Raw genomic sequence first — 19,829 nt, 5'->3', positions numbered from 1 at the left:
GAGAAATGCGCCGCGCCGCTTGCCCGCCTGCAACCGACCGTGCGATAACGCGGCCGTCCAGTTCACCCGCAAGGCAAAGCGCGCATCCATGACCAGCATGACCGTCAACGGCAGGCCAGTGCGGTTCCGCATGGATCCCGACACGCCGCTTCTCTGGGCGCTGCGCGATGCGGCCAACCTCACCGGCACCAAATACGGCTGCGGCGAGGGCGATTGCGGGGCCTGCATGGTGCATGTCGATGGCGAGGCGCTGCGATCCTGCCTGATCACCATCGGCGAGGCGGAAGGGCGCTTCATCACCACGATCGAGGGGCTGAGCCGCGACCGCACGCATCCGGTGCAGCAGGCGCTGGTGGCCGAGCAGGCGATCCAGTGCGGCTTCTGCACGCCCGGCATCGTCATGGCGGCGAGCGCCTTGCTGGAAAAGAGCGGGTCGCCATCCGAGGCGGAGATCAAGGCGGCGATCCCGAACCTGTGCCGCTGCGGCGTCTATCCGCGGCTCGTCCGCGCCATCGAGCGGGCAGGACGCGTCGCCCGGCGGCAGGAGCGGATCAGCGCCGCGCCGGTGCCGGGCATCAGCACCGAGGACGCGGCCCGCGATGTGCCCGCCATCAGCGCGCCGCAGGACTGATACTAGGCGACAGATAGGCGACAAAGGCGACACCCTGTCGCCCGGCGAAGGTCGCGACAAGCCACTGAATTACTTAAATTATCATACCAGAGTGCTGATGATACACCGGGGCATACCCCCCCGGGGGGCATCGCCACCCTGCTTCGACCGACCATGACAAAGAGCGGCAGCGAGCCTAGCCCGCCGCCGCTCCTGTAGGAAAGCCGGTATCGGCGCTGGCGTCAGAGCTCGAAGCGAACGCCCAGCTTGGCGGTCAGTGGCTTGCTCGGCTGGATGTTGTTGTCGCCATGCGCGCTCGGATAATACTCCTCGTCGAGCAGGTTCTCGACATTGAGCTGCAAGCTCACCCGTTCGTTCAGCGTGTAGAACACCGCCGCATCGACGCGGGTATAGGCCGGCAGGACGACGTCGTTGCTGAAGCTGGCGAACTGGCTCGACTGGTGGACCAGGCCGAGGCCTGCACCGAGCTTGTCGGTAAAGTCGTAGCGGCCCCAGGCACCGATCTGGTGTTCCGGCAGCTGCTGCAGCTCGGTCCCGATCCCGCCCGAATTGGTCGCCGAACGGATCTCGCCGTCGAGATAGGTGTAGCCGACATTCACATGCAACTGGTCGGTCAGCGATCCGGCAAGGCTGGCCTCGAAGCCCTGCACGCGCGTTTCGCCCGTCTGCAGCACCACATTCTGCACCGGATCGGTGAAGGCGGTGTCCTTGCGGTCGAGGCGGAAGACAGCCGCGGTCACCAGCAGATCGGCGCGCGGGGCGTATTTTACGCCCGCTTCCCAGGTCTCGAAGCTTTCGGGTTCGAGGTTGATGCTGGTATCGCTCAGCACGGTGAACTGGTCGCCCGATGCGGGGAGGAAGCTTTCCGAATAGCTGGCGTAGATCGACAGGCTGTCTTGCGGCTTCACGATCACGCCCAGGCGCGGGCTGATCTTGTCGTCCTTGCGCGAGCCGAAGAAGTCGTTGCCGATGTCGTAGCTCTCGAGATCGAACTCGTCATAGCGTGCGCCGACGATGACCTGCAGCCAGTCGGCCAAGTCGATCTGGTCCTGGATATAGAACGATAGCGTCGACAGCTCGGAGGTCGAGGCGCGCTGGAATTCGAGCGTGAAGGGCGGCACGAAGATCGTGTCGGCCAGCGGAACATCGGTCGGCGTACCGAAGATCGCCCGATCGCGATCGGCATCGGTGTCCTGGCGCGAGAATTCCGCGCCCACCAGAAGCGTGTGGCCGATGTTGCCGGTGTTGCCTTCCCAGACGAGATTGGCCTGACCGATCAGGTTCTCGCGCACGGTCCCGCTCTCGTAGCCGCCGAGGCTGACAGTATCCGCGATCCCGTCGCCATCGGTGTCCGACGCGCCCGAGGGCACGATGTTCGAATAGAACTTGTCGTAATGCGCATATTGCACGGTGGCGTTGGCGCTCAGGCCGCCGTCGAAATCGTGATCGATCCGCGCGCGGGCGATATGCGCTTCGACGTCGCTGTAATTGTAGTCGGGATCGCCGAAGAAGGTCTCGTCATTGTCGGTCAGCGGACGGCCCTGGAAGGCCGGCACGCCGCGATCGACGACGCGCTGGTCGTCGTCATAGGTGTAGCTGAGGACCAGTTCGGTCGACGGGCCGAGGCCTACGGTCGCCGTCGGGCTGACGCCAATGAAGCGGCCTTCATAGACATCGCGGTGGTTGTCGAATTCCTCGTAGGTCGCGTTGAGGCGCAGGGCTAGCGCGTCGCCTGCGGGCAGGCCGATGTCGGAGGCGAGGCTGAACGCACCATGCGTGTCGACGCTGGCGGCCCCGGCTAGGCGCAGGTCGCCAATTTCGGCTTTCTTGCTGACGCGGTTGATCGCGCCACCGCCGGCTCCGCGACCGAAGATCAGCGCATTGGCGCCCTTGAGCACCTCGACGCGCTCCACATTGTAGAGCGGGCGATAATACTGCGCGTCGTCGCGCAAACCGTCGATGAAGAAGTCGGCGGTGGTTTCCTGGCCGCGGATGAACACCTCATCGCGGTGGCCTTCGCCGGTTTCGAGGCTGACGCCGGGCACGAAGCGCAGCGCTTCGTTGAGCGAGGTGGCGTTCTGGTCGTCCAGCTGGTCGCGGGTGATCGCGGTGACTGCCTGCGGCACATCGATCAGCGGGGTGGGGGTCTTGGTGGCCGTCAGCCCGTCGTCGGTGCCGTAGCCGTCGGCGTCGCCGGTGACTACGATGTCGCTCGGAAGGTAGTCGCGCTCGGGCTGCTCGTCGGCGAGGGCGGGAGTAGCGGCGAATGCGATCGCGCTGCCAAGAAGCAGGGCAGCGCGGGTGGAAACGATCCTCATAAAGTAGGCTTTCTATTCTTGCGAATGATTCTCAATCTGATGGAGGCCCTGCTATTGAGAACAATTCGCATTCGCAACCGCAAAAGCGCTTTCTGCCGATGAAAAAATCGCAAGCGCCGCTTTCACTGATCGCAACAGTCGCTTAAGCGGACCGCGCAAACGCTCGAGCAGGAGAGGTTAGAGATGAAGGCGACGATCTGGCACAACCCGAAATGCGGCACGTCGCGCAAGACGCTCGCGATTCTGGAAAACTTGTCCAAGGTCGACGTGACCGTGGTCGAATATCTCAAGGACCCGCCGACGAAGGACAAGCTGGCGCAACTTTATCGCGATGCGGGAATTTCTCCGGCACAGGGCTTGCGGATGCGAGGGACCGACGCGGCGGAGCGCGGCCTGCCCGATGCCGACGACGACACGATCCTCGACGCGATGGTCGCCGACCCGATCCTGATCGAACGTCCGCTGGTTGAAACCGACAAGGGCGCGCGCCTGTGCAGGCCGCAGGATACCGTGCTGGAAATTTTGTAGAAGTATTTGTTCGGTGCGGGCCGGACATCCGTCCGACCCTTGCTGTTCCATCCCGCACCCCCTCCCGACCACCCACGGCAATATACTGATTGGGTGGTCGGGAGGGGGTGCGGGATGGAACAGCAAGCCTTCGACGGATGTCGAAGGCGCACCCAAACAAACCTAATTCCGGTCTTTGGTCAGCGCACTGTCGCGCTGGAGGCTGACCCAGCCGTAGGCGAAGACGATGGCGCATAGCGCCACGATGAGGCCGAAGCCGAGCCAGTCGGAATGGCCGTAGAGCCAGACGCCTAGCGCAGGCGCATAGATGAAGCTCGCGCCCGCGACCGAGGCGGTCACGCCGGAGGCCTGCCCTTGCTCGGAGCGGGTCACGGCGAGCGATGTGCCCGCGGTGGTGCCCGGGCGGAACAGGCCGAAGCCGAGCGAGGCGATGGCGTAGGCAAGTGCGATCGAATGGAGATCGTCCGCCACGCCGAGGAAGGCGACCCCGAAAGCGGCCACTGCAATGCCGGAGAGCGTAGCGGCGCGAGGGCCGAGATCGAAGCGCGGGATCAGTCCCCATTGCGCGAGCAAGGTCGCGATCGCTCCGGCCATCAGCACCAGCCCGACAGGACCGGCGCCCTCTGCGGGCGTGTCCCGAAGGCCGAGGCGGTCGAGCACGAGGAAGCCGGAGATTCCGAGCACCATTGCCTGCGCATGCCCGCCGAGCAGGCCCGCTACGACCCAGGGCCGCAGCCGTGTTTCGAACCAGCGCAGCTTGTGCGGTTCGACGGCCTCTTCGTCCTCGTCCTCGTCATCGTCGTCGCTGCCGGAAACTTCCGATGTCGGGCTGCCCGAATAGGGTGCGTCATAGGCCTTGCCGCGCGCGGGGAATTGCGGCGTGTCGTTCGGCAGCCGCAGGCGCAGAGCAACCAGTGCCAGGATGCCGATGACCGAAAAGATCAGGAACGGGCCGGTCAGCCCCACGAAGGGCAGCACCATCAGCGGAGCAAGCGCCGGGCCGATCACCGTGCCGAGGCCGAAGCTGGAGGCAATCAGCGAAAGCGCCTGCGTGCGCTCGGATCGCGGAGTGCGCGCGGCGACATAGGCCTGCACCGCGGGCGGGGCGGCGCTGCCGAAGCCGCCGTAGAGACTCCGCGCGACCGCGAACAGCAGGAGCGCCCAGAAGGCCGTGAGATAGCCCGATAGACCGAGCCACAGCATTGCGCCGCAGAGCGAGAAGCTGGCGATGAAGCCGGTCAGCCCCAGCGCCATCATCGCCTTGCGCCCGCGCCGGTCGGAGCGTTCGGCCCAGAACGGCGCGCAGATGACCCACAGCAGCGCCGACCAGCTGTAGGCGAGGCTGATCCACACGTCGTCGATCTGCAGCGCCGTGCCGATTGAGGGCATGACCGATTGCATCGCCGTATTGCCCGCCGCCGTCACCAGCATGACGGTAAACAGCAGCGTCATCCGCTCGCGCGAGATGGCCCGCGGCAAGGCGGGCTTGGCGGGCGCTGCGGATTTGGCGGGATCGACATCGGCCATGAATGTGCTGCGCTAGGCCCAGTCTCGCTAGCTTGCAACGGGACATGCGCTTGCAATGCCATTGCTGCGCTGCCAGAGCCGAAGATGTGTTTTCGAGGTCGCTAAGGAAGTCAATTGTCGTCCGATAACAGTGTAGGCGCAATCCACCGCCCGTCGCTCCGCCGCAAGGCTGCGCGCTTCTTCGGTCAGTTCGGCGTGTTCTTCCGCGGATTCCTCGAAGAACCGAAGATGGTCGGCTCGATCATCCCCTCCTCGCGCTTTACCATCGCCAAGATGCTCGCCCCGGTGAAATGGGAGGAATGCAAGGTCTTCGTCGAATACGGGCCCGGCGTCGGCACCTTCTGCCAGCCGGTGCTGGACCGACTGCCGCGCGATGGCATGCTGATCGTGATCGATACCAACCCGCTCTATATCGACTATCTCAAGAAGCATTTCCGCGACAGCCGCTTCCACGCTGTCCACGGCTCGGCTGCCGATGTCGAGGAGATCGTGCAGGCGCACGGCGCGGACCACGCCGATTACGTGCTGTCCGGTCTGCCGTTCTCGACCCTGCCGGAGGGCGTGGGACCGGCAATCGCCGAGGCGACCTATCGCATCATCCGGCCCGGCGGGGCCTTCCTGGTCTACCAGTTTTCCGCCAAGGCCCGCGATTACATGGCCAGGCATTTCGAGCGGATCGAGAGCGGGTTCGAACCGCTGAACGTGCTGCCCTGCCAGCTGTTCTGGGGCTGGAAAGAGCCGAAGGGCTGACCAGCGCTCAGGCGGTCGGCGGCACACTCGGTCCCGAGCGCTCCAGCCGCCGGAACTGGCGATGCACTGCGGCGAGCACGCTGGTGGCCAGCACGACCACGGCTGTCACTGCCGCCGCCGTAGCAATGGAATTGCCGATCTCCGCCACCGTTGGTCCGCCGATGGACAGCACCAGTCCGACCACCAGCAGCGCCACGAGCAGCGCGACGAACGCACCGACGGCAAGCAGCAGGTAGAAGGCGAGCAAGCGCCCGCCCTGTCCCTTCGTCATCGCCCACGATCCGGTCAGCGCGCGGATCGGGTTCTTCTCACCATCGACCGCGACGAGCGGCAGGACGAGCGAGAGCCGGGTGAACAGGTAAAGGGCAAGGCCGAAAGCGAACAGCGTCGCAACGAAGGCCAATGCGCCCAAGCCGGTCAGGCTTGCGAGCGAAACGATCAGCAGCACGATGAAATTGATCGCGAGCGATTGCAGGATGAGCGCCAGCCAGGCCGGCAGGATTGCCTTGCCGCCGATGCCGATCGCCTCGCTGACCGTCGGGCTCGCGCGGCGGCCGATCAGGGCCAGCATCGATAGCTGGCCGATAGTGGTCACCACCGCAATAATCGCGAAGACCCACCACGTCTTGGCGTAGAACGCATTCATCGCCTGCATCGCCATCTCGAAGCTGGCCCCATCGGGCAGGTCGGGCCGCTCCGCCACGGCGGGCAGCAACAGCATCGCGATCGCATAGGGCAGGAATACGAAGATGCCCGAGATCGCGAAGAGCAGCCCCGAGTTTTCACGGGCGAGGCGCACGGCATCGCGCCATGCGGTGTCGAGGTCGAATTTCGTGCGATCCCTTGTCATCGCCTCTTGATAAGCGCGTCGGCAGTCGCCACGCAATCGCCGATGTGCCAGCAGCCCCCCAAAACCGTCGAATGGCGTGCCGAAAGCGGCCAAACCGCCTATCGCGATGCGCTCGCAGCGATGGACACGCGCAATCGCGCCATCGGCGAAGGCGAGGCGAGCGAGCTGGTCTGGCTGCTCGAACACCCGCCGGTCTATACTGCGGGTACCAGCGCCGACGGGGCCGAACTGCTTGATCCGCGCTTCGAAGTGGTCGAGGCGGGACGTGGCGGGCGCTATACCTATCACGGGCCGGGCCAGCGGATCGGCTATGTCCTGCTCAACCTGAAAGAGCGCGGGCGCGATGTGCGCTGCTTCGTCCACTCGCTGGAAGGCTGGGTGATCGCGACGCTGGCAGATGTCGGCGTCGAGAGCTGGCGCGCGGAGGGCCGCATCGGCATCTGGACGCGCGATATCGACGGGCGCGAGGCGAAGATCGGTGCGATCGGCGTCCGTGTGCGGCGCTGGGTGACGATGCACGGCTTCTCGGTCAATCTCGCGCCCGACCTCACGCATTTCACCGGTATCGTGCCGTGCGGAATCGACGAGTTCGGCGTCACCAGCTTGAAAAGGCTAGGGATCGAGCTTGCGCCGGAGGCCTTCGATGCGGCATTGCACGCGCGGCTAGGCGATTTTCTCGCCACGCTGGATGGAAAGGATTGCGCGCTCCCATGACCCGAGGTTTTCCGCTTGTCCTGGCGTGCGCGCTCGGGCTGGCCGCATGTGGCGACGATGCCGCCGAAGCTCCGGCTGAAGGCGATGAGCGCGGTGCGCGCGGCGAGGTGCTGGGCGGCACGATCAGCGACGACATGATCCCGCTCGACCAGCTGCAATCGCAATCCGCGCCGCAGAACCCGGGTCCGGACAGTGGCGATGGTTCAAGCGCTGGTGGCTCGCAGGATTCGACATCCGACGCCGCTAGCGAAAGCGCGGCGGAAGCCGAAGCTCCCGCCGCGCCTGAAGAGTCCGAAGCGGAACCCGCCGAAGAATAGGCGTTATTCTGCCGCTTCGGCCCCGGCCAGTGTCGGATAATCGACATAGCCTTCCGGGCCCTGGCCGTACCAGCTGCGCGGCACATCGACGTTCGGTGCGATCTCGCCCCCGATGCTGAAGCGTTCGGGCAGGTCGGGGTTGGAGATGAAATCGCGGCCCCAGCTGACCGCGTCGGCGCGTCCGGCATCGATATCGGCCACTGCCTCTTCGGGCGAATAGTCGCTGTTGAGTACCAGCGGTCCGGTATAGAGCTGGCGGATGAGCGGGCTCTGCTTCGGCACATCGGTCGACCCGAAGGTCCCTTCCGGTCCCGGTTCGCGCAGTTCGACGAAGGCAAGGCCCAGCGCTTCGCAGACCTTGGCCGCTTCGCCGAAGGTCGTCGCCGGATCGCTGTCGTCGCAGCCTTGCGTCTCGCCATTGGGCGACAGCCGCACGCCCACACGATCCGCGCCCCACACATCGACCAGCGCGGTCAGCACTTCCTTCAGGAAACGCGCGCGGTTTTCTGCACTGCCGCCGTATTCGTCTTCGCGCAGATTGGTGCTGTCGCGCAGGAACTGGTCGACTAGATAGCCATTCGCGCCGTGCAGCTGAACGCCGTCGAAGCCCGCCTTCTTCGCGTTCTCCGCAGCGTGGCGATAATCCTCGACGATGCGCTTGATGTCGTCGGTCGTAGCTTCGCGCGCCTGCTCGTAATCCTTGCGGCCTTCGAACGTATGCGCATGGCCCGGCGCGGTGGTCGCGCTGGCGGAGACCGGCGGATTGCCGCCCAGGAACAGCGGGTGGACGAGGCGGCCCATGTGCCACATCTGCAGCACGATCAGCCCGCCTTCGGCATGGACCGCATCGGTCACCAGTTTCCAGCCTTCGACCTGCTCATCGCTCCAGATACCGGGCGCGGCCGGCCAGCCGAGGCCTTCCACGCTGATGCCGGTCGCTTCGGAGATGATCAGCCCCGCGCCCCCGCGCTGGCGGTAATAGGTCGCCATCATTTCGTTGGGGACCGATCCGGGCTGGGTGGAGCGCCCGCGGGTGAGCGGGGCCATGAAGATGCGGTTCTTCGCCTTCAGGCTACCCATGGTCAGCGGCTGGAAGAGTGTTTCGTGCATGCGGCCAATTCCTTTTTTGCTGGCGCGTGATGGGCATTGAGCTAGGTCGCGGGCATGGAGCGCGCAACCGTCACGGCGGACAAGAATGGCTATCAGCCCGGCGCATGGCACTTTGCCGCGCTGATCGCGGGCAATGCCGCGCTGGCCCTGGGGCCCTGGCTGGTGCGGCTGGCCGATACCGGACCGGTTTCCGCTGCATTCTGGCGGCTCGTGCTGGCGCTTCCGCTGATGGCCCTGCTCGCATGGCGCGCTCGCGGGAAGGCTCCGCTGGAATGGCGCATTGCCGCGCTGTGCCTGGTGGCGGGCGCATTCTTCGCCATCGATCTCGCCAGCTGGCATATCGGCATAGAGCAGACGCGGCTCGCCAATGCGACACTGTTCGGCAATTCGGGCAGCGTGATCCTGATGGTGTGGGGGCTGGTAGCAACGCGCCGCGCGCCTTCGGGGCGCGAAGGGGCGGGGGTGCTTGCTGCCCTGGCGGGTGCCACGATCCTGCTCGGGCGGAGTCTCGAGATATCGACCGCGACTTTCGTCGGCGATCTGTTCTGTCTCGCCGCCGGTATTTTCTACGCTTTCTACCTGCTTCCCGCACAGAGGGCGCGTGCGACGCTGAACCCGTGGCTGGTGCTCGTGCTGGTCGGCCTTGCCGCATCCCCGCTACTGCTGGGCATGGCTGTGCTGGCAGGCGAACCGATCCTGCCGGGACCGGCGGGCTGGATGCCGGTCCTGCTGTTGGCCTTTTCCAGCCAGATCGTCGGGCAGGGGCTGCTGGTGTTTTCGCTTCGCCATTTCCCGCCGCTCATCATCGGCATGGCCCTGCTGACCCAGCCGGCGCTGGCAGGGCTGGTCGGCTGGCTCGCGTTTGGCGAACTGCTCGTGCCGCTGGATATACTCGGCATGGCACTCGTCGGCGCCGCGCTGGTGCTCGCGAAAACGCCCGCGAAGGTCGGGCAGGTGCACTAGCCGCTTACCAGAAGGTCTTGTTGAACTCGGTCACGTGAGTCTCGAACCGTTCGAGGTCCGGGCCCACGAGCGCCAGCCGCGCCTGTGCCGCAAGCCGTTCAGCCTCCTGTTTGAGCAAGGCCTGGCGGCGCTCGTCGCCGATCGGCACTGCAGCATGGGCAAGCGTGTCCAGCATGACTTCCGCCGCCAGCGGGGACGTCGCCACGCCACTGCGGATCGCGCCGAAGCCGCGCTTTACGTAGTGCGCGAAATCGTCGGGCAGGGGGATGACGGGGCAACCATCCTCATCGTCGCCGCAGATATGCTTGCGCAGGTCCCGCCGCCCGATTTCGGCAGTTGCCGCGCCGAGCCAGTGGAGCGCGGTGATGGCGGTGAACGGATCGTTGATACCGGGCGACAGCGCGCGCAAGCCGATCTCGACGAGCTCGTCGATCAGGAACTGCGGATCCTGCTCCGGCGTGCGCGTAGCGCCGATCGTGAAGCTTTCGCGGACACGGTCCTCGACCTTGTCCGGGTCGCAGCCGTCGATTTCTACCAACACCATCTTGGGATGCACGAAGTCGCCGGTGCGGACCTTCAACGAGAAGGTGCAGCCTGAGTCTTTCCCGATGGCCGCGAGGTCGGAGAAATCGATCATCTGTACATAGCCGGTTTTCCAAGCCTCCAGCGGTTCGCCGCCCTTGGGTTCGACGGGATCGGTAAACTCGTCTTCGACCGGATAGGTATCCTTGATGGTTTCCAGCAGCCGCTCCCCGATTCCCTTCAGCACCTTGTTGATGCGAATGCTGGACGGGATGTGGTTGAGAAAGAAAACGAGCACCGCGACGCACAATGCCATCAAGACATAGGCGACCAGCAGCGACAGTTGCGGTGTGAAGCCGGGCAGGGCGGTGGCCCCGGCCGTTTCGATCGAGGCTGCTGTTTCGTCCTCGCCCCGCACCGCGCGCAGCACGATCAGCGCATAGACGAAGCTGCCGATGAAGGTCGCGAGGCTCAGCTGGTTGCCGCGATCTTCCATGAAATTGGTCAGCAGGCGCGGGCCGTAATTGCCGCTGGCATAGGCGACGGCGGCGATGGTGATGGAAAAGACGGTCGAGGCGACGCCGATCATGCTGCCCGCCATCACGCTCAACATGGTGGAGGCGCCATCGGGACGCGCCGGGATGATCCAGCTTATATCGTTCAGGAATTCGGCAAAACCCAGCCGGTCGATCGTGACCATCGCGAAGGCGAGGATCGCGGCGAGAATGGAAAACAGCGCCGGATAGAACCAGTAATTGGCGTTCAGTCGCGACCAGAAAAAGCGGATCTCTGCAGTCATTCGTGCCCTTCTGTGCCGGTCTGCTTCGCAAAACCTTTCGCGAAAGCCTCGCGAATGTCGTGGCGGTCTTTGTCGAACTGCGCAACGGCGACGGCATGGTCACTGAGGTCTAGCGCCAGCTGGCGAAGCATGTCGACCAGGCCTTCGCTTGCACCGTTCGCCTCACTCCGCTCGGCAATTCTGGCGTAATTGTCGATCATCCGGATACTGACCGACGGATACTGGCATGCAGCCTGCCGGAAGGCGTTGAGAGGATCGACGAACAGGCCGCGGAAATCATGACCGATGAGGATCAGCCATTTCTCGCCCTCCAGACTGGGCACGTGGTCATCGGATACAAACGTACTGGTCTGGCTTTCGATGACCGCGGCCAGCTTGTCGGCGCAGGCTAAGGCCGTGTAAAAATCGTTGATCGCCGGCGACAGCGCGCGTGCGGCGATCTCGACGATCAGCCGGATGCGGAAGACTACGCCCTGGTTGTCCGACCGATAGGCTCCGATCGGGATAAGGCGATTGATATCGTGGCCGTCGAGCTCGGCTTCCGAGCTGATGAGCTGCTCGCCCTTCATGACATGCTGTCCCGGCGCGACATGAACGATGACTCGTTTCTGCGAGCCGGAGAACGCCTTGCAAAAGCTCTGGATATCCACGTCCTCCACATAGCCTTCGCGCGGTGCGTGGCAGCTATGTGCTAGATCGTCGTCGACAGGTTCGACGCCCGTGAGGGACAGGCTGCGGTCCTCGCAATCGTTCGCCAGCCTGTCGATCGAAGTGTCGACGAACATCGTGCGAGCAAGGTCGTGCAGCGACACCGCGAGCATTGCGACATTCACGGCCTGGAGGAACAGTACCGTGCCCACCAGCAGCAACGGCGTATCCTCCAGCGGTGCCTCCGCATCGATCGACAGCATCGCGACGAGCGAGACGATGAGGCAGAATGAAAGCCCGGCAATGCTCACTCGGACGAGGGGACGCTCTACCCAGCGGTCGATCAGGCGCACGCCCAGATTGCCGGCCGCAAGGCTCAGCACGATGAGTGTGATGGAGAAGTAGAGCGTGATGAAAGCGGCGTTGATGCCAGCCGCAACGCCGACGAAATCCTTGGCCGTATCGGAGGTCTCGACCGTCGCAAGGTCGCGCGCCAACAGCCATGCCGTGCCGCCTTCCCGGTCGAGCCACAGAATGCCGAGGGCCACCGGAATGGCGCCGACCACGGCGCATACCGCCAGCAACCAGTAATTCGCGAACAGGCGGTGGGCGATCCACCCCGGCAAGCCGGTCATGCGAGTTGGTCGAACCAAATTTCTACACCCCAAGACACCACCGAGAATAGACGGCGGATCGGGAACCTAACGTGCGGCCTTCCATTTCGTTGCCACGTCCGTTCGCTTCATCGAATGGCGGCTAATAAGCGTCGCCGAGGGTGGAACGGACGGTGGACGCAGTCGAGAAAGGACTGCTTATGATTGCTCCTGTCGATGCCAACGTTGTTGGCAATATCGAAAATCTGGTTACTCTCACCGCCGGGCAGTACACTTCGGGATCGCTGATCCTGATGGTCAGCTATGGCGCGCATTTCGCCTTCATTCTCTACTTCCTGATGGCGTCGATGCAGCTCGCGCCGCGTTATCGCGTGGTGCCGATCATTTCGGCAGTCGTCATGGCCAGCGCGGGGCTCAGCCTGCTGCGCGAATTCACCACCTGGCAGGAAACCTACGAATTCGTCGGCGGCATGTACCAGCCGGTGACGGAAGGCGAGACCTTCACCAATGCCTATCGCTACGGCAACTGGACGATCACGGTCCCGCTGCTGTTGACCCAGCTGCCCATCGCCTTCGCATTGGCCCGGCCCGATCTGCACAAGCGCGCGTTTCGCATGGCGATCCCGGCCCTGCTGATGATCTGGACCGGCCTCTACGGCCAGTTCGGCGAGACAGGCGACTGGTCGCGGCTTAACATCTGGGGTGTCATCTCGACCGTTTTCTTCGTCTGGCTGATTATCGAGGTGCGCGGTGTTATCACCGCAGGCATCGCCAACAGCCCGGCAGAACTCAAAGCTTGGCCGAAGAACATCTGGTGGTTCTTCCTTGCGACCTGGGGCCTCTACCCGATCGCTTACGCGCTGCCGCAGCTCGGCTTCACCGGCGACGTAGTTGTGGTACGCCAGCTGCTCTTCAGCATCGCCGACATCTCGTCGAAGCTGATCTACGGCGTGATCCTGTCGCGCTATGTCCTGCGACGCAGCGCGCTGGAGGGGTATCTGCCCTCGGCCGAGGCGCTTTCGACGACGCCTGCCGGTTCGACGGCAGCCTCGATCCGCGGCGACTGATGGCGTCACGCCCGATCTCCGGATCGAACAGGGGGTCCCGGCTCGGTGCCGGGGCCCCCTATGTTTTTATCGTGCTTTTCGCCGTCGGTGGCCTCGCCCAGCTGGCCGGATCGGCCGTGGCGCTGGCCGTGGGAATCGGCCTGTTCGTTCTCGGTCTGGGCCATGGCGCTGGTGACGAGAACGACGGCGAACTGCGCGCCTTTTCGGGGGTGCTGGTCGCCGCTTATGTGGTGACCGGTCTCGCGATCGCCTCGCTTTATCTCGCCTGGCCGGTACTCGGCCTGTCGATCTTCCTCGCTTTTTCCGCATGGCATTTCGCCCGCAGCGATAGCGGGATGGACCTGCTGCCACGGCTGGCGATCGCCGGACTTGCGGTGGGGGGTAGCGCGCTGCTCAGGTTAGAGGCGACCGGGACCGTCTTCACTGCTGCACTCGGCCAAACGCCGCCGGCGCTGCTCATGCTGCTTCTCGCCGTAGTGGGAGGTGCGGCTTTGCTTGCTGCTGCGACCTCGATGGCACTGCACCACGCAGGCGCAACGTCCGCGGGGCTTGCTGCGTTGGCCTGCCTCTTGTTCCACCCGGTCCTCGCCGTGGGCTTGATCTTTCTCGGCATGCATGCCCTCCCGGTGCAGCAGCGCCAAGTCGCGCGATACGGCGCGTCACAGGTTCTCAAGGCAATCGCGTTGCCCACCGCCTTTGCCACGCTGGCCGCAGCGGCAATCGCGCTGGCGGTATGGTGCGGCTGGCTCGCGCTCGAACTTGCCGTAGCGCTCGCCTTCGGGATGGCGACGCCGCATATGCTGACCGAGCGGCTGGAGCGCTAGACTACTCCGCTTCGTCGCCGATTTCGCGATTGAGGAAGGCGAGCAGCATGGCTGCTCGCTTCGCATCTTCCTCGCGGTCCGCGCCGACCGAATGCCCGCCCTCGATCGCCTCGCGATAGTAGAACGGCTGGCCGAAGGCTTCGAGCTTGGCGGCGGCCTTGCGCGCATGGCCGGGGTGGACCCGGTCGTCGAGCGTCGAGAGATAGTAGAACACTGCCGGATAATCGGGATCGGGCTGCATGTTCTGGTATGGCGACCAGTCGCGCATGAAGGCCCAGTCCTCCGGCACATCGGGATTGCCGTATTCAGCCATCCAGGATGCGCCCGCGAGCAGCTTGTTGTAACGCCGCATGTCGATCAGCGGACTGCCGGAGATAATCGCGCCATAGAGGTCGGGCCGCTGGTTGGCGACCGCGCCTACCAGCACGCCGCCGTTCGAGCGGCCAGACGCGGCGATCTTGCCGGGCGTGGCGAGGCGCTGCGCCACGAGATCGTCGGCGACGGCATGGAAATCGTCGAAGCTGTTCTGCCGCTTGTCGCGCAGCGCGTCCTCGTGCCAGCGCGGGCCGTATTCCCCGCCGCCACGAATATTGGCGAGCACATAGGCATTGCCGCTTTCGAGCCAGAAGAGCGATAGCGGCCCGCTGCGATAGGGCTCGGCGGTAAGATACTTCGGCGTCTGCGCTGCGCGAAAGCCGCCATAGGCGTGGATCAACGTCGGCAGCGGGCCTTCCGCGCCTTTGGGCCGCGCGAGGTAGTAGGGGACCCGCGTCCCGTCCTTCGAAGTGGCGAAGCGCTGTTCCACGGTAAAGCGGCTCGCATCAAATTGTGCGGGCACGGAAGCGATCCGCTTCGCCGCGCCGTCCCCCGGCACCGCCCATAAAGTCGGCGGGGTGAGCATGCTTTCGATCGTCACGAACACCGTATCGCCCGTGCCCGTCGTGTTCGCGATCTGGATCGTGCTGTTGTCGGGCAGGTCCATTTCACGGTTGAACCAGCCGGGATAGCCCGGGCGGACCTCGATCAGCTTGCCCGACACATCGTCGAGCACCTTGACCGACAGGGTATTCTCCGAGGTCGCAACCTCTTCGACCGCCTGCGTTTCGCTGGGCGAAAACACGACGAAAGGCTCGGCCGGCTTGCCGTCGAGCACGTCTTGCAGCGGCCAGGCCACCAGCCAACCGGCCTCGGCCTCCCGATTGCGGGTCGTGAGCGGTGAATTGAGCTTGGCGATGACATGGCCGTCGAGCACCGCTTCGAATTCGGCATCTTCGGGTAGCGGCAGCGGAACGGTGCTGCCGTCCTCGCGCACGAGCGAATAGTTCGCCGTCCAGAAACTCGGCCCGCGCTGGATGAAGCGCCACCGCGTATCGCCGTCGAGCACGGAAAAGCCGGAGATGCTGACGTCCGTCTGCTCGCCCTCGGCAATCTGGCGGGCGGAGGTGAAGTCGGTCCCGCGCTCCCACAATTTCACGAGACGCGGATAGCCGGAGTCGGTCAGCGAGCCTTCACCCTCGTCGGTGCCGACGAACAGCGTGTCCTTGTCGAACCATGCGACGTTCGATTTTGCCTCGGGCAGGGTGAAGCCGCCGTCGACGAACGTGCCGGTGGTGACATCGAATTCGCGCACCACATCGGCATCGGTGCCGCCGGGGCTCAGCGAAATCAGGCAGCGCTCGTATTCGGGCGCGAGGCAGTTTGCGCCGTGCCAGACCCAGCTTTCGCCTTCGTCGCGGCCGAGCTGGTCGACATCGATCAGCGTGCGCCACTCGGGCGCGCCTGCCATGTAGCTTTCGAGGCTGGCGATGCGCCACAGCCCACGCGGATTGTCCGCATCGCGCCACAGATTGGTGACCATGTTGCCCTGGATCGCATCGGGCATGGCTATCTGGCGATCGTCGTCGAGGATCTGCTTCGCCCATGCCCGCGCGACCGGATATTCGGGCGTCGCGGTGAGGACCGCTTCCGTATCCGCATTCCACTCGCGCACCTGCTCCAGCGCCTTCTCGCCCTGGATTTCTTCCAGCCAGATGTAGGGATCATCGGCATCGGTTTCCTGCGCCAGCGCGGCAGACGATGCAAAAACGAGCGCGGTAGCGAGCGCCAGACGTGCGATCATGTAAGTATTCTCCGTAAACTCAGACCCTGCCCAGATCGCCCTTGCCGATCGTGCCGCTGGCCATTTCGAGCATCCTGTCGAGGCTCTGCTTGGCTTTCAGGCGCAGGCCTTCCTCGATCTCGATGCGCGGTTCGAGGTCGCGCAGGCAGGCGTACATCTTCTCCATGGTGTTCAGGGCCATGTAGGGGCAGATGTTGCAGCTGCAGTTGCCGTCGGCACCCGGCGCGCCGATGAAGGTCTTTTCCGGCAGCGCCTTTTCCATCTGGTGGATGATGTGCGGTTCGGTCGCGACGATCAGCGTGTCGCCTTCGAAAGTCTTGGCATATTGCAGGATGCCGCTTGTCGAGCCGACGTAATCCGCGTGGTCGATGATCGTCGGCGGGCATTCGGGGTGCGCGACGACCGGCGCATCGGGGTGCTGGCCTTTCAGCTTGAGCAGTTCGGTCTCGCTGAAGGCCTCGTGCACGATACACACGCCCGGCCAGAGCAGCATTTCGCGGCCGAACTTGCGGCTCATGTAGCTGCCGAGGTGCCGGTCCGGGCCGAAGATGATCTTCTGGTCTTCCGGGATTTGGCTGATGATCGTCTCCGCGCTGGAGCTGGTGACGATCACGTCACTCAATGCCTTCACCTCGGTCGAGCAGTTGATGTAGGTCAGCGCGATATGATCGGGGTGCTTTTCCCGGAAGGCCTTGAATTTTTCGGGCGGGCAGCTGTCTTCGAGGCTGCAGCCGGCGTCCATGTCGGGCAGGACGACGATCTTTTCCGGGCTGAGGATCTTGGCGGTATCGGCCATGAACTTCACGCCGCAGAACACGATTACGTCAGCATCGGTTTCGGCGGCTTTACGGCTCAGCTCAAGGCTGTCGCCGACGAAGTCCGCGATGTCCTGGATATCGGCGGTTTGATAGTAATGCGCGAGGATGATCGCGTTCTTCTCCTTGCGGAGGCGATCGATGGCGGCGAGCAGGTCTTCGCCGGTCGGAAGGTCGGTCTGGGCGGTCATGTAGGGTCCCGTCTGCTGCGTTTGAGGGCGCTTATATAGCGAACGGACGGGAAGGCGAGGGCGTTCCTACATTGTGAAGCCGGGCGGAAGGAAAGCCTCCATCGGGCGCTCGGCGCCGGGCGTTCCGGCGATCAGCTGCTCGGTCAGGCCTATGCCGAAGGGGCTGTAGGCCAGCGCCAGCGAAAGCAGGAAGACGCCTGCATATATCCCGAGGCCCCACCAGTAAGCGGGATGCACGCGGCCCTGCGTGCGCTTGTCTGCGATCATGCCGATGACCGGGAAGATCATCGTCACGATGACGGTGATGGTCCAGGCATTTGGGATCATCAGCGGCAGCGGGAGCAGGCGGCCGAGGCCCGGCCCGGTGAGGATCGCCATGGCGCAAAGCATCAGGCGGCGATGCCAGCCGGTATAGCGCCGCCGCATCAGGGCCCACCACGCGAGGCCGCCGAAGCACCACAGCGTCATGATGTTGCTCCACAGGAACTCGCTGACATGGAAGAAGAACGGCCCGCCGGTCCGCCGTGCGACGACGACCATGACCACGGTGCCGAACACGACCATCAGCGGCACCCAGAGATATGCGAGTTTGCCGAATTTCGCATGGAGCGGCCAATTGCCTGCCGATGCGGTCATATGCTGGGCGAGGTAGATGCCGATCCACGCCATGAAGACGACCGCATGGATGTGATAAGCCAGCGGCACGGCGAAGCTCGACCGGCCCATGGCGATATTGAGGCTGAAGCCCGCCACGATGATGAACGACATGACGAACGCCATGATCGTGAAGAAGCGGGTATTGCCGCGCGCCTGTGCGCCGGTCTCGATTGCGGCTGTCGCCATGGTGCTCGATCTCCCCCCGGGATGTGCCAAGCGACCTGTTCTGTTTGAGAGGGGTTATGCCGCGCCGCGCGGAAAAATCAACTCAGGGCGTGTCTTCGCCTTCGAAGCGGACGTTCACCGTCACATCGCCATAGCCTGCGACCTGCAACGGGATGGCGAGGTTTTGGCGCACCGCATCCTTGGCTGCCTGCCGGGCGAGGCCCAGCACTTCGGGGTTCTTGGCGAAAGCAACAGCCTTGCGCTCGGCTTGCTCGGAGTTGTTGCGCGCTAAGTCGGTGCTGGCATCGCGCGTCACCCAGGTGCCTTCGGTGAAGACCTTCTGCTGCGCCTCGTCGAGGTTCGGGCGCGAGATGCGCAATTGCGGCAGTGTCACGTCGAGCGTTTCGGTGCGCTCGTTCCAGAGGAAGTCCTCGCGGTCCATGCCCGACAGATCGAGCCGGTATTCGACGCTCGCCGGGACGATGGCCGCCTGACGACTGGTCAGCACGTCGACGCCCATGATCCCGCGCCGATCCTCGCTTTCGGCCACGACCTCAAAACGCGAAGAGAACACCGTCAGCGAGTTCTGCTTTTCGAAAGCGAGCATCGCACTGCCGACCGGATCGCCCTCCTCCTCATAGAAAAAAGCCCGCCATGCGAGCCACGCGCTGGCCGCCAGGAGGACGATCACGATCATCCACGGGAAAGCCTGCGCGCGGGCCAGCGGAGTGTCGTGCCGCAGGCCGGGAGAGATCGAGCTACGCTCGTCGGTTCTTAGATCGGTTTTCAGATCGTTCGCCATTGCTCGCCAGAACGTGCGACCTGCCCGCGGCGTTCCAGATCGAGCAGATGCGCGGTCACCGACATTTCCGCTGCCTTGTGCAGCTTCGGGTCGAGTCCCTTGTACATTTTCGGCACGAACTCGCTTGCCTCGAGCGGCCCTTCTCCAAGCAGGCGCAGGATCTGGTTCTCGCGCTGGCGGCGATGCCCGATCATGCCGCGCACCAGCTGGCGCGGTTTCTCTACCGCTTCGCCATGCGCGGGATAGAACACCGTATCCTCGCGCCCGTAGAGCTTCTCGAGGCTCAGCATGTAATCGCCCATGTCGCCGTCGGGCGGGATCACGACGCTGGTCGACCAGCCCATGATGTGGTCGCCGGTGAACAACGCACCGCTTTCCTCCAGCGCGAAGCAGAGGTGGTTGGAGACATGGCCAGGTGTGGCCACGGCGGTCAGCGTCCAGCCGGGGCCGGTCATCTGTTCGCCATCCTCCATTACCCGGTCGGGTTCGTAAGTGCGGTCGAAAGCGGCATCGGCGCGCGGGCCGCTATCGTCCAGCACCAGCGGCGCGCAACCGACGATGGGCGCCCCGGTTCGTTTAGCGAGCGGCGCGGCAGCAGGCGAATGGTCGCGGTGCGTATGCGTGCACATGATCGCGCAGACATGTTCCTCGCCGATCGCGGCGTCGAGCGCGAGCAGGTGCTCCTGCTCGTCCGGGCCCGGGTCGATCACCGCGCAACCATCGCCGAGGCCGACGATGTAGGTCTGCGTCCCGGTATAGGTATAGGGTGAGGGATTGGGCGCGAGCACGCGGCGCACCAGCGGTTCGAGCTGCATCGCTTCGCCGGTGGGCCAGGGTTTGGGGGGAGGGCCTGCCATGGCCTTGCATATGGGGCTTCGGATGCGCCATGTCACCTCCC

Annotated in this window: 19 protein-coding genes; 8 read left to right on the top strand and 11 right to left on the bottom strand. The window is 64.5% G+C overall.

What is annotated here, in order from left to right; genetic code table 11:
* Positions 1-88: 88 nt before the first annotated feature.
* A complete protein-coding gene (locus P8R33_RS03400) occupies positions 89-631 on the top strand; it encodes a (2Fe-2S)-binding protein (protein WP_278327579.1) in 543 nt (180 codons plus the stop codon).
* 221 nt (positions 632-852) lie between these two features.
* Here P8R33_RS03400 and P8R33_RS03395 read toward each other — a convergent pair whose 3' ends face one another.
* Entirely contained in the window at positions 853-2,949 is a 2,097-nt protein-coding gene (locus P8R33_RS03395; protein ID WP_278327578.1) for a TonB-dependent receptor, read from the bottom strand.
* 183 nt (positions 2,950-3,132) lie between these two features.
* On the opposite strand from P8R33_RS03395, the gene arsC reads away from it, so the two are divergent.
* Complete coding sequence (gene arsC / locus P8R33_RS03390) at positions 3,133-3,477, top strand: arsenate reductase (glutaredoxin) (protein WP_278327577.1); 345 nt, start codon at positions 3,133-3,135, stop codon at positions 3,475-3,477.
* 162 nt (positions 3,478-3,639) lie between these two features.
* Here the strand turns inward: arsC and P8R33_RS03385 are convergent, their stop codons facing one another.
* Positions 3,640-5,004 carry an MFS transporter gene (locus tag P8R33_RS03385; RefSeq protein WP_278327576.1) on the bottom strand — a complete coding sequence of 455 codons (1,365 nt, stop codon included), beginning with the start codon at positions 5,002-5,004 and terminating at the stop codon, positions 3,640-3,642.
* 114 nt (positions 5,005-5,118) lie between these two features.
* Between P8R33_RS03385 and P8R33_RS03380 the strand changes: the two genes are divergently transcribed.
* Positions 5,119-5,754, top strand: a complete 636-nt coding sequence (locus P8R33_RS03380) for a class I SAM-dependent methyltransferase (RefSeq protein ID WP_278327575.1) — start codon at positions 5,119-5,121, stop codon at positions 5,752-5,754.
* Between the two features lie 7 nt (positions 5,755-5,761).
* On the opposite strand, the gene P8R33_RS03375 is transcribed toward P8R33_RS03380, so the two are convergent.
* On the bottom strand, positions 5,762-6,604 hold the full coding sequence (locus tag P8R33_RS03375; protein ID WP_278327574.1) for a glycerophosphoryl diester phosphodiesterase membrane domain-containing protein: 843 nt from the start codon (positions 6,602-6,604) through the stop codon (positions 5,762-5,764).
* Between the two features lie 42 nt (positions 6,605-6,646).
* Between P8R33_RS03375 and lipB the strand changes: the two genes are divergently transcribed.
* Both lipB and P8R33_RS03365 read left to right on the top strand, forming a co-directional pair.
* Positions 6,647-7,318: a lipoyl(octanoyl) transferase LipB gene (gene lipB / locus P8R33_RS03370; RefSeq protein ID WP_278327573.1), complete on the top strand. Its 672-nt coding sequence runs from the start codon at positions 6,647-6,649 to the stop codon at positions 7,316-7,318.
* Entirely contained in the window at positions 7,315-7,635 is a 321-nt protein-coding gene (locus P8R33_RS03365) for a hypothetical protein (RefSeq protein ID WP_278327572.1), read from the top strand. Before lipB ends, P8R33_RS03365 begins: the two co-directional genes overlap by 4 nt.
* A gap of 3 nt (positions 7,636-7,638) precedes the next feature.
* Here the strand turns inward: P8R33_RS03365 and P8R33_RS03360 are convergent, their stop codons facing one another.
* Positions 7,639-8,745: an alkene reductase gene (locus tag P8R33_RS03360; RefSeq protein ID WP_278327571.1), complete on the bottom strand. Its 1,107-nt coding sequence runs from the start codon at positions 8,743-8,745 to the stop codon at positions 7,639-7,641.
* A gap of 54 nt (positions 8,746-8,799) precedes the next feature.
* Here P8R33_RS03360 and P8R33_RS03355 point away from each other — a divergent pair, with 54 nt between their 5' ends.
* Positions 8,800-9,708, top strand: a complete 909-nt coding sequence (locus P8R33_RS03355; RefSeq protein ID WP_278327570.1) for a DMT family transporter — start codon at positions 8,800-8,802, stop codon at positions 9,706-9,708.
* 4 nt (positions 9,709-9,712) lie between these two features.
* Here the strand turns inward: P8R33_RS03355 and P8R33_RS03350 are convergent, their stop codons facing one another.
* Together P8R33_RS03350 and P8R33_RS03345 are read right to left on the bottom strand one after the other, a co-directional pair.
* Positions 9,713-11,029 carry a DUF2254 domain-containing protein gene (locus P8R33_RS03350; RefSeq protein WP_278327569.1) on the bottom strand — a complete coding sequence of 439 codons (1,317 nt, stop codon included), beginning with the start codon at positions 11,027-11,029 and terminating at the stop codon, positions 9,713-9,715.
* Positions 11,026-12,312 (bottom strand): DUF2254 family protein, encoded by a 1,287-nt coding sequence (locus tag P8R33_RS03345; protein ID WP_278327568.1) that lies wholly within the window; start codon positions 12,310-12,312, stop codon positions 11,026-11,028. The genes P8R33_RS03350 and P8R33_RS03345 overlap by 4 nt, the downstream gene beginning before the upstream one ends.
* A gap of 179 nt (positions 12,313-12,491) precedes the next feature.
* On the opposite strand from P8R33_RS03345, the gene P8R33_RS03340 reads away from it, so the two are divergent.
* Both P8R33_RS03340 and P8R33_RS03335 read left to right on the top strand, forming a co-directional pair.
* Positions 12,492-13,358 (top strand): bacteriorhodopsin, encoded by an 867-nt coding sequence (locus P8R33_RS03340; protein ID WP_278327567.1) that lies wholly within the window; start codon positions 12,492-12,494, stop codon positions 13,356-13,358.
* Positions 13,358-14,182, top strand: a complete 825-nt coding sequence (locus tag P8R33_RS03335) for a Brp/Blh family beta-carotene 15,15'-dioxygenase (protein ID WP_278327566.1) — start codon at positions 13,358-13,360, stop codon at positions 14,180-14,182. The genes P8R33_RS03340 and P8R33_RS03335 overlap by 1 nt, the downstream gene beginning before the upstream one ends.
* Position 14,183: 1 nt before the next feature.
* On the opposite strand, the gene P8R33_RS03330 is transcribed toward P8R33_RS03335, so the two are convergent.
* From P8R33_RS03330 to P8R33_RS03310, 5 genes are all read right to left on the bottom strand, one after another.
* Positions 14,184-16,301, bottom strand: a complete 2,118-nt coding sequence (locus tag P8R33_RS03330) for a prolyl oligopeptidase family serine peptidase (RefSeq protein ID WP_278327565.1) — start codon at positions 16,299-16,301, stop codon at positions 14,184-14,186.
* Between the two features lie 19 nt (positions 16,302-16,320).
* The gene (nadA, locus tag P8R33_RS03325) at positions 16,321-17,307 is read right to left on the bottom strand and encodes a quinolinate synthase NadA (protein ID WP_278327564.1); all 987 of its coding nucleotides are present in this window, start codon (positions 17,305-17,307) and stop codon (positions 16,321-16,323) included.
* Between the two features lie 66 nt (positions 17,308-17,373).
* Positions 17,374-18,150, bottom strand: a complete 777-nt coding sequence (locus tag P8R33_RS03320; protein ID WP_278327563.1) for a hypothetical protein — start codon at positions 18,148-18,150, stop codon at positions 17,374-17,376.
* Between the two features lie 82 nt (positions 18,151-18,232).
* Entirely contained in the window at positions 18,233-18,931 is a 699-nt protein-coding gene (locus P8R33_RS03315; RefSeq protein WP_278327562.1) for a DUF4230 domain-containing protein, read from the bottom strand.
* A complete protein-coding gene (locus tag P8R33_RS03310; protein WP_278327561.1) occupies positions 18,916-19,788 on the bottom strand; it encodes an MBL fold metallo-hydrolase in 873 nt (290 codons plus the stop codon). Before P8R33_RS03310 ends, P8R33_RS03315 begins: the two co-directional genes overlap by 16 nt.
* Positions 19,789-19,829: the final 41 nt, after the last annotated feature.

The organism is Qipengyuania flavescens, from assembly GCF_029688735.1.
Classification (GTDB): domain Bacteria; phylum Pseudomonadota; class Alphaproteobacteria; order Sphingomonadales; family Sphingomonadaceae; genus Qipengyuania.
Note: the sequence above shows the minus strand (reverse complement) of the source record. Positions and strands in the feature narration are given on the sequence as shown.

Excerpts from the sequence above, each read along its gene's own strand:
- P8R33_RS03400 (WP_278327579.1), top strand. The coding sequence starts at position 89 with ATGACCAGCATGACCGTCAACGGCAGGCCAGTGCGGTTCCGCATGGAT.
- P8R33_RS03395 (WP_278327578.1), bottom strand. The coding sequence starts at position 2,949 with ATGAGGATCGTTTCCACCCGCGCTGCCCTGCTTCTTGGCAGCGCGATC.
- arsC (WP_278327577.1), top strand. The coding sequence starts at position 3,133 with ATGAAGGCGACGATCTGGCACAACCCGAAATGCGGCACGTCGCGCAAG.
- P8R33_RS03385 (WP_278327576.1), bottom strand. The coding sequence starts at position 5,004 with ATGGCCGATGTCGATCCCGCCAAATCCGCAGCGCCCGCCAAGCCCGCC.
- P8R33_RS03375 (WP_278327574.1), bottom strand. The coding sequence starts at position 6,604 with ATGACAAGGGATCGCACGAAATTCGACCTCGACACCGCATGGCGCGAT.
- lipB (WP_278327573.1), top strand. The coding sequence starts at position 6,647 with ATGTGCCAGCAGCCCCCCAAAACCGTCGAATGGCGTGCCGAAAGCGGC.
- P8R33_RS03365 (WP_278327572.1), top strand. The coding sequence starts at position 7,315 with ATGACCCGAGGTTTTCCGCTTGTCCTGGCGTGCGCGCTCGGGCTGGCC.
- P8R33_RS03360 (WP_278327571.1), bottom strand. The coding sequence starts at position 8,745 with ATGCACGAAACACTCTTCCAGCCGCTGACCATGGGTAGCCTGAAGGCG.
- P8R33_RS03355 (WP_278327570.1), top strand. The coding sequence starts at position 8,800 with ATGGAGCGCGCAACCGTCACGGCGGACAAGAATGGCTATCAGCCCGGC.
- P8R33_RS03350 (WP_278327569.1), bottom strand. The coding sequence starts at position 11,029 with ATGACTGCAGAGATCCGCTTTTTCTGGTCGCGACTGAACGCCAATTAC.
- P8R33_RS03345 (WP_278327568.1), bottom strand. The coding sequence starts at position 12,312 with ATGACCGGCTTGCCGGGGTGGATCGCCCACCGCCTGTTCGCGAATTAC.
- P8R33_RS03340 (WP_278327567.1), top strand. The coding sequence starts at position 12,492 with ATGATTGCTCCTGTCGATGCCAACGTTGTTGGCAATATCGAAAATCTG.
- P8R33_RS03335 (WP_278327566.1), top strand. The coding sequence starts at position 13,358 with ATGGCGTCACGCCCGATCTCCGGATCGAACAGGGGGTCCCGGCTCGGT.
- P8R33_RS03330 (WP_278327565.1), bottom strand. The coding sequence starts at position 16,301 with ATGATCGCACGTCTGGCGCTCGCTACCGCGCTCGTTTTTGCATCGTCT.
- nadA (WP_278327564.1), bottom strand. The coding sequence starts at position 17,307 with ATGACCGCCCAGACCGACCTTCCGACCGGCGAAGACCTGCTCGCCGCC.
- P8R33_RS03320 (WP_278327563.1), bottom strand. The coding sequence starts at position 18,150 with ATGGCGACAGCCGCAATCGAGACCGGCGCACAGGCGCGCGGCAATACC.
- P8R33_RS03315 (WP_278327562.1), bottom strand. The coding sequence starts at position 18,931 with ATGGCGAACGATCTGAAAACCGATCTAAGAACCGACGAGCGTAGCTCG.
- P8R33_RS03310 (WP_278327561.1), bottom strand. The coding sequence starts at position 19,788 with ATGGCAGGCCCTCCCCCCAAACCCTGGCCCACCGGCGAAGCGATGCAG.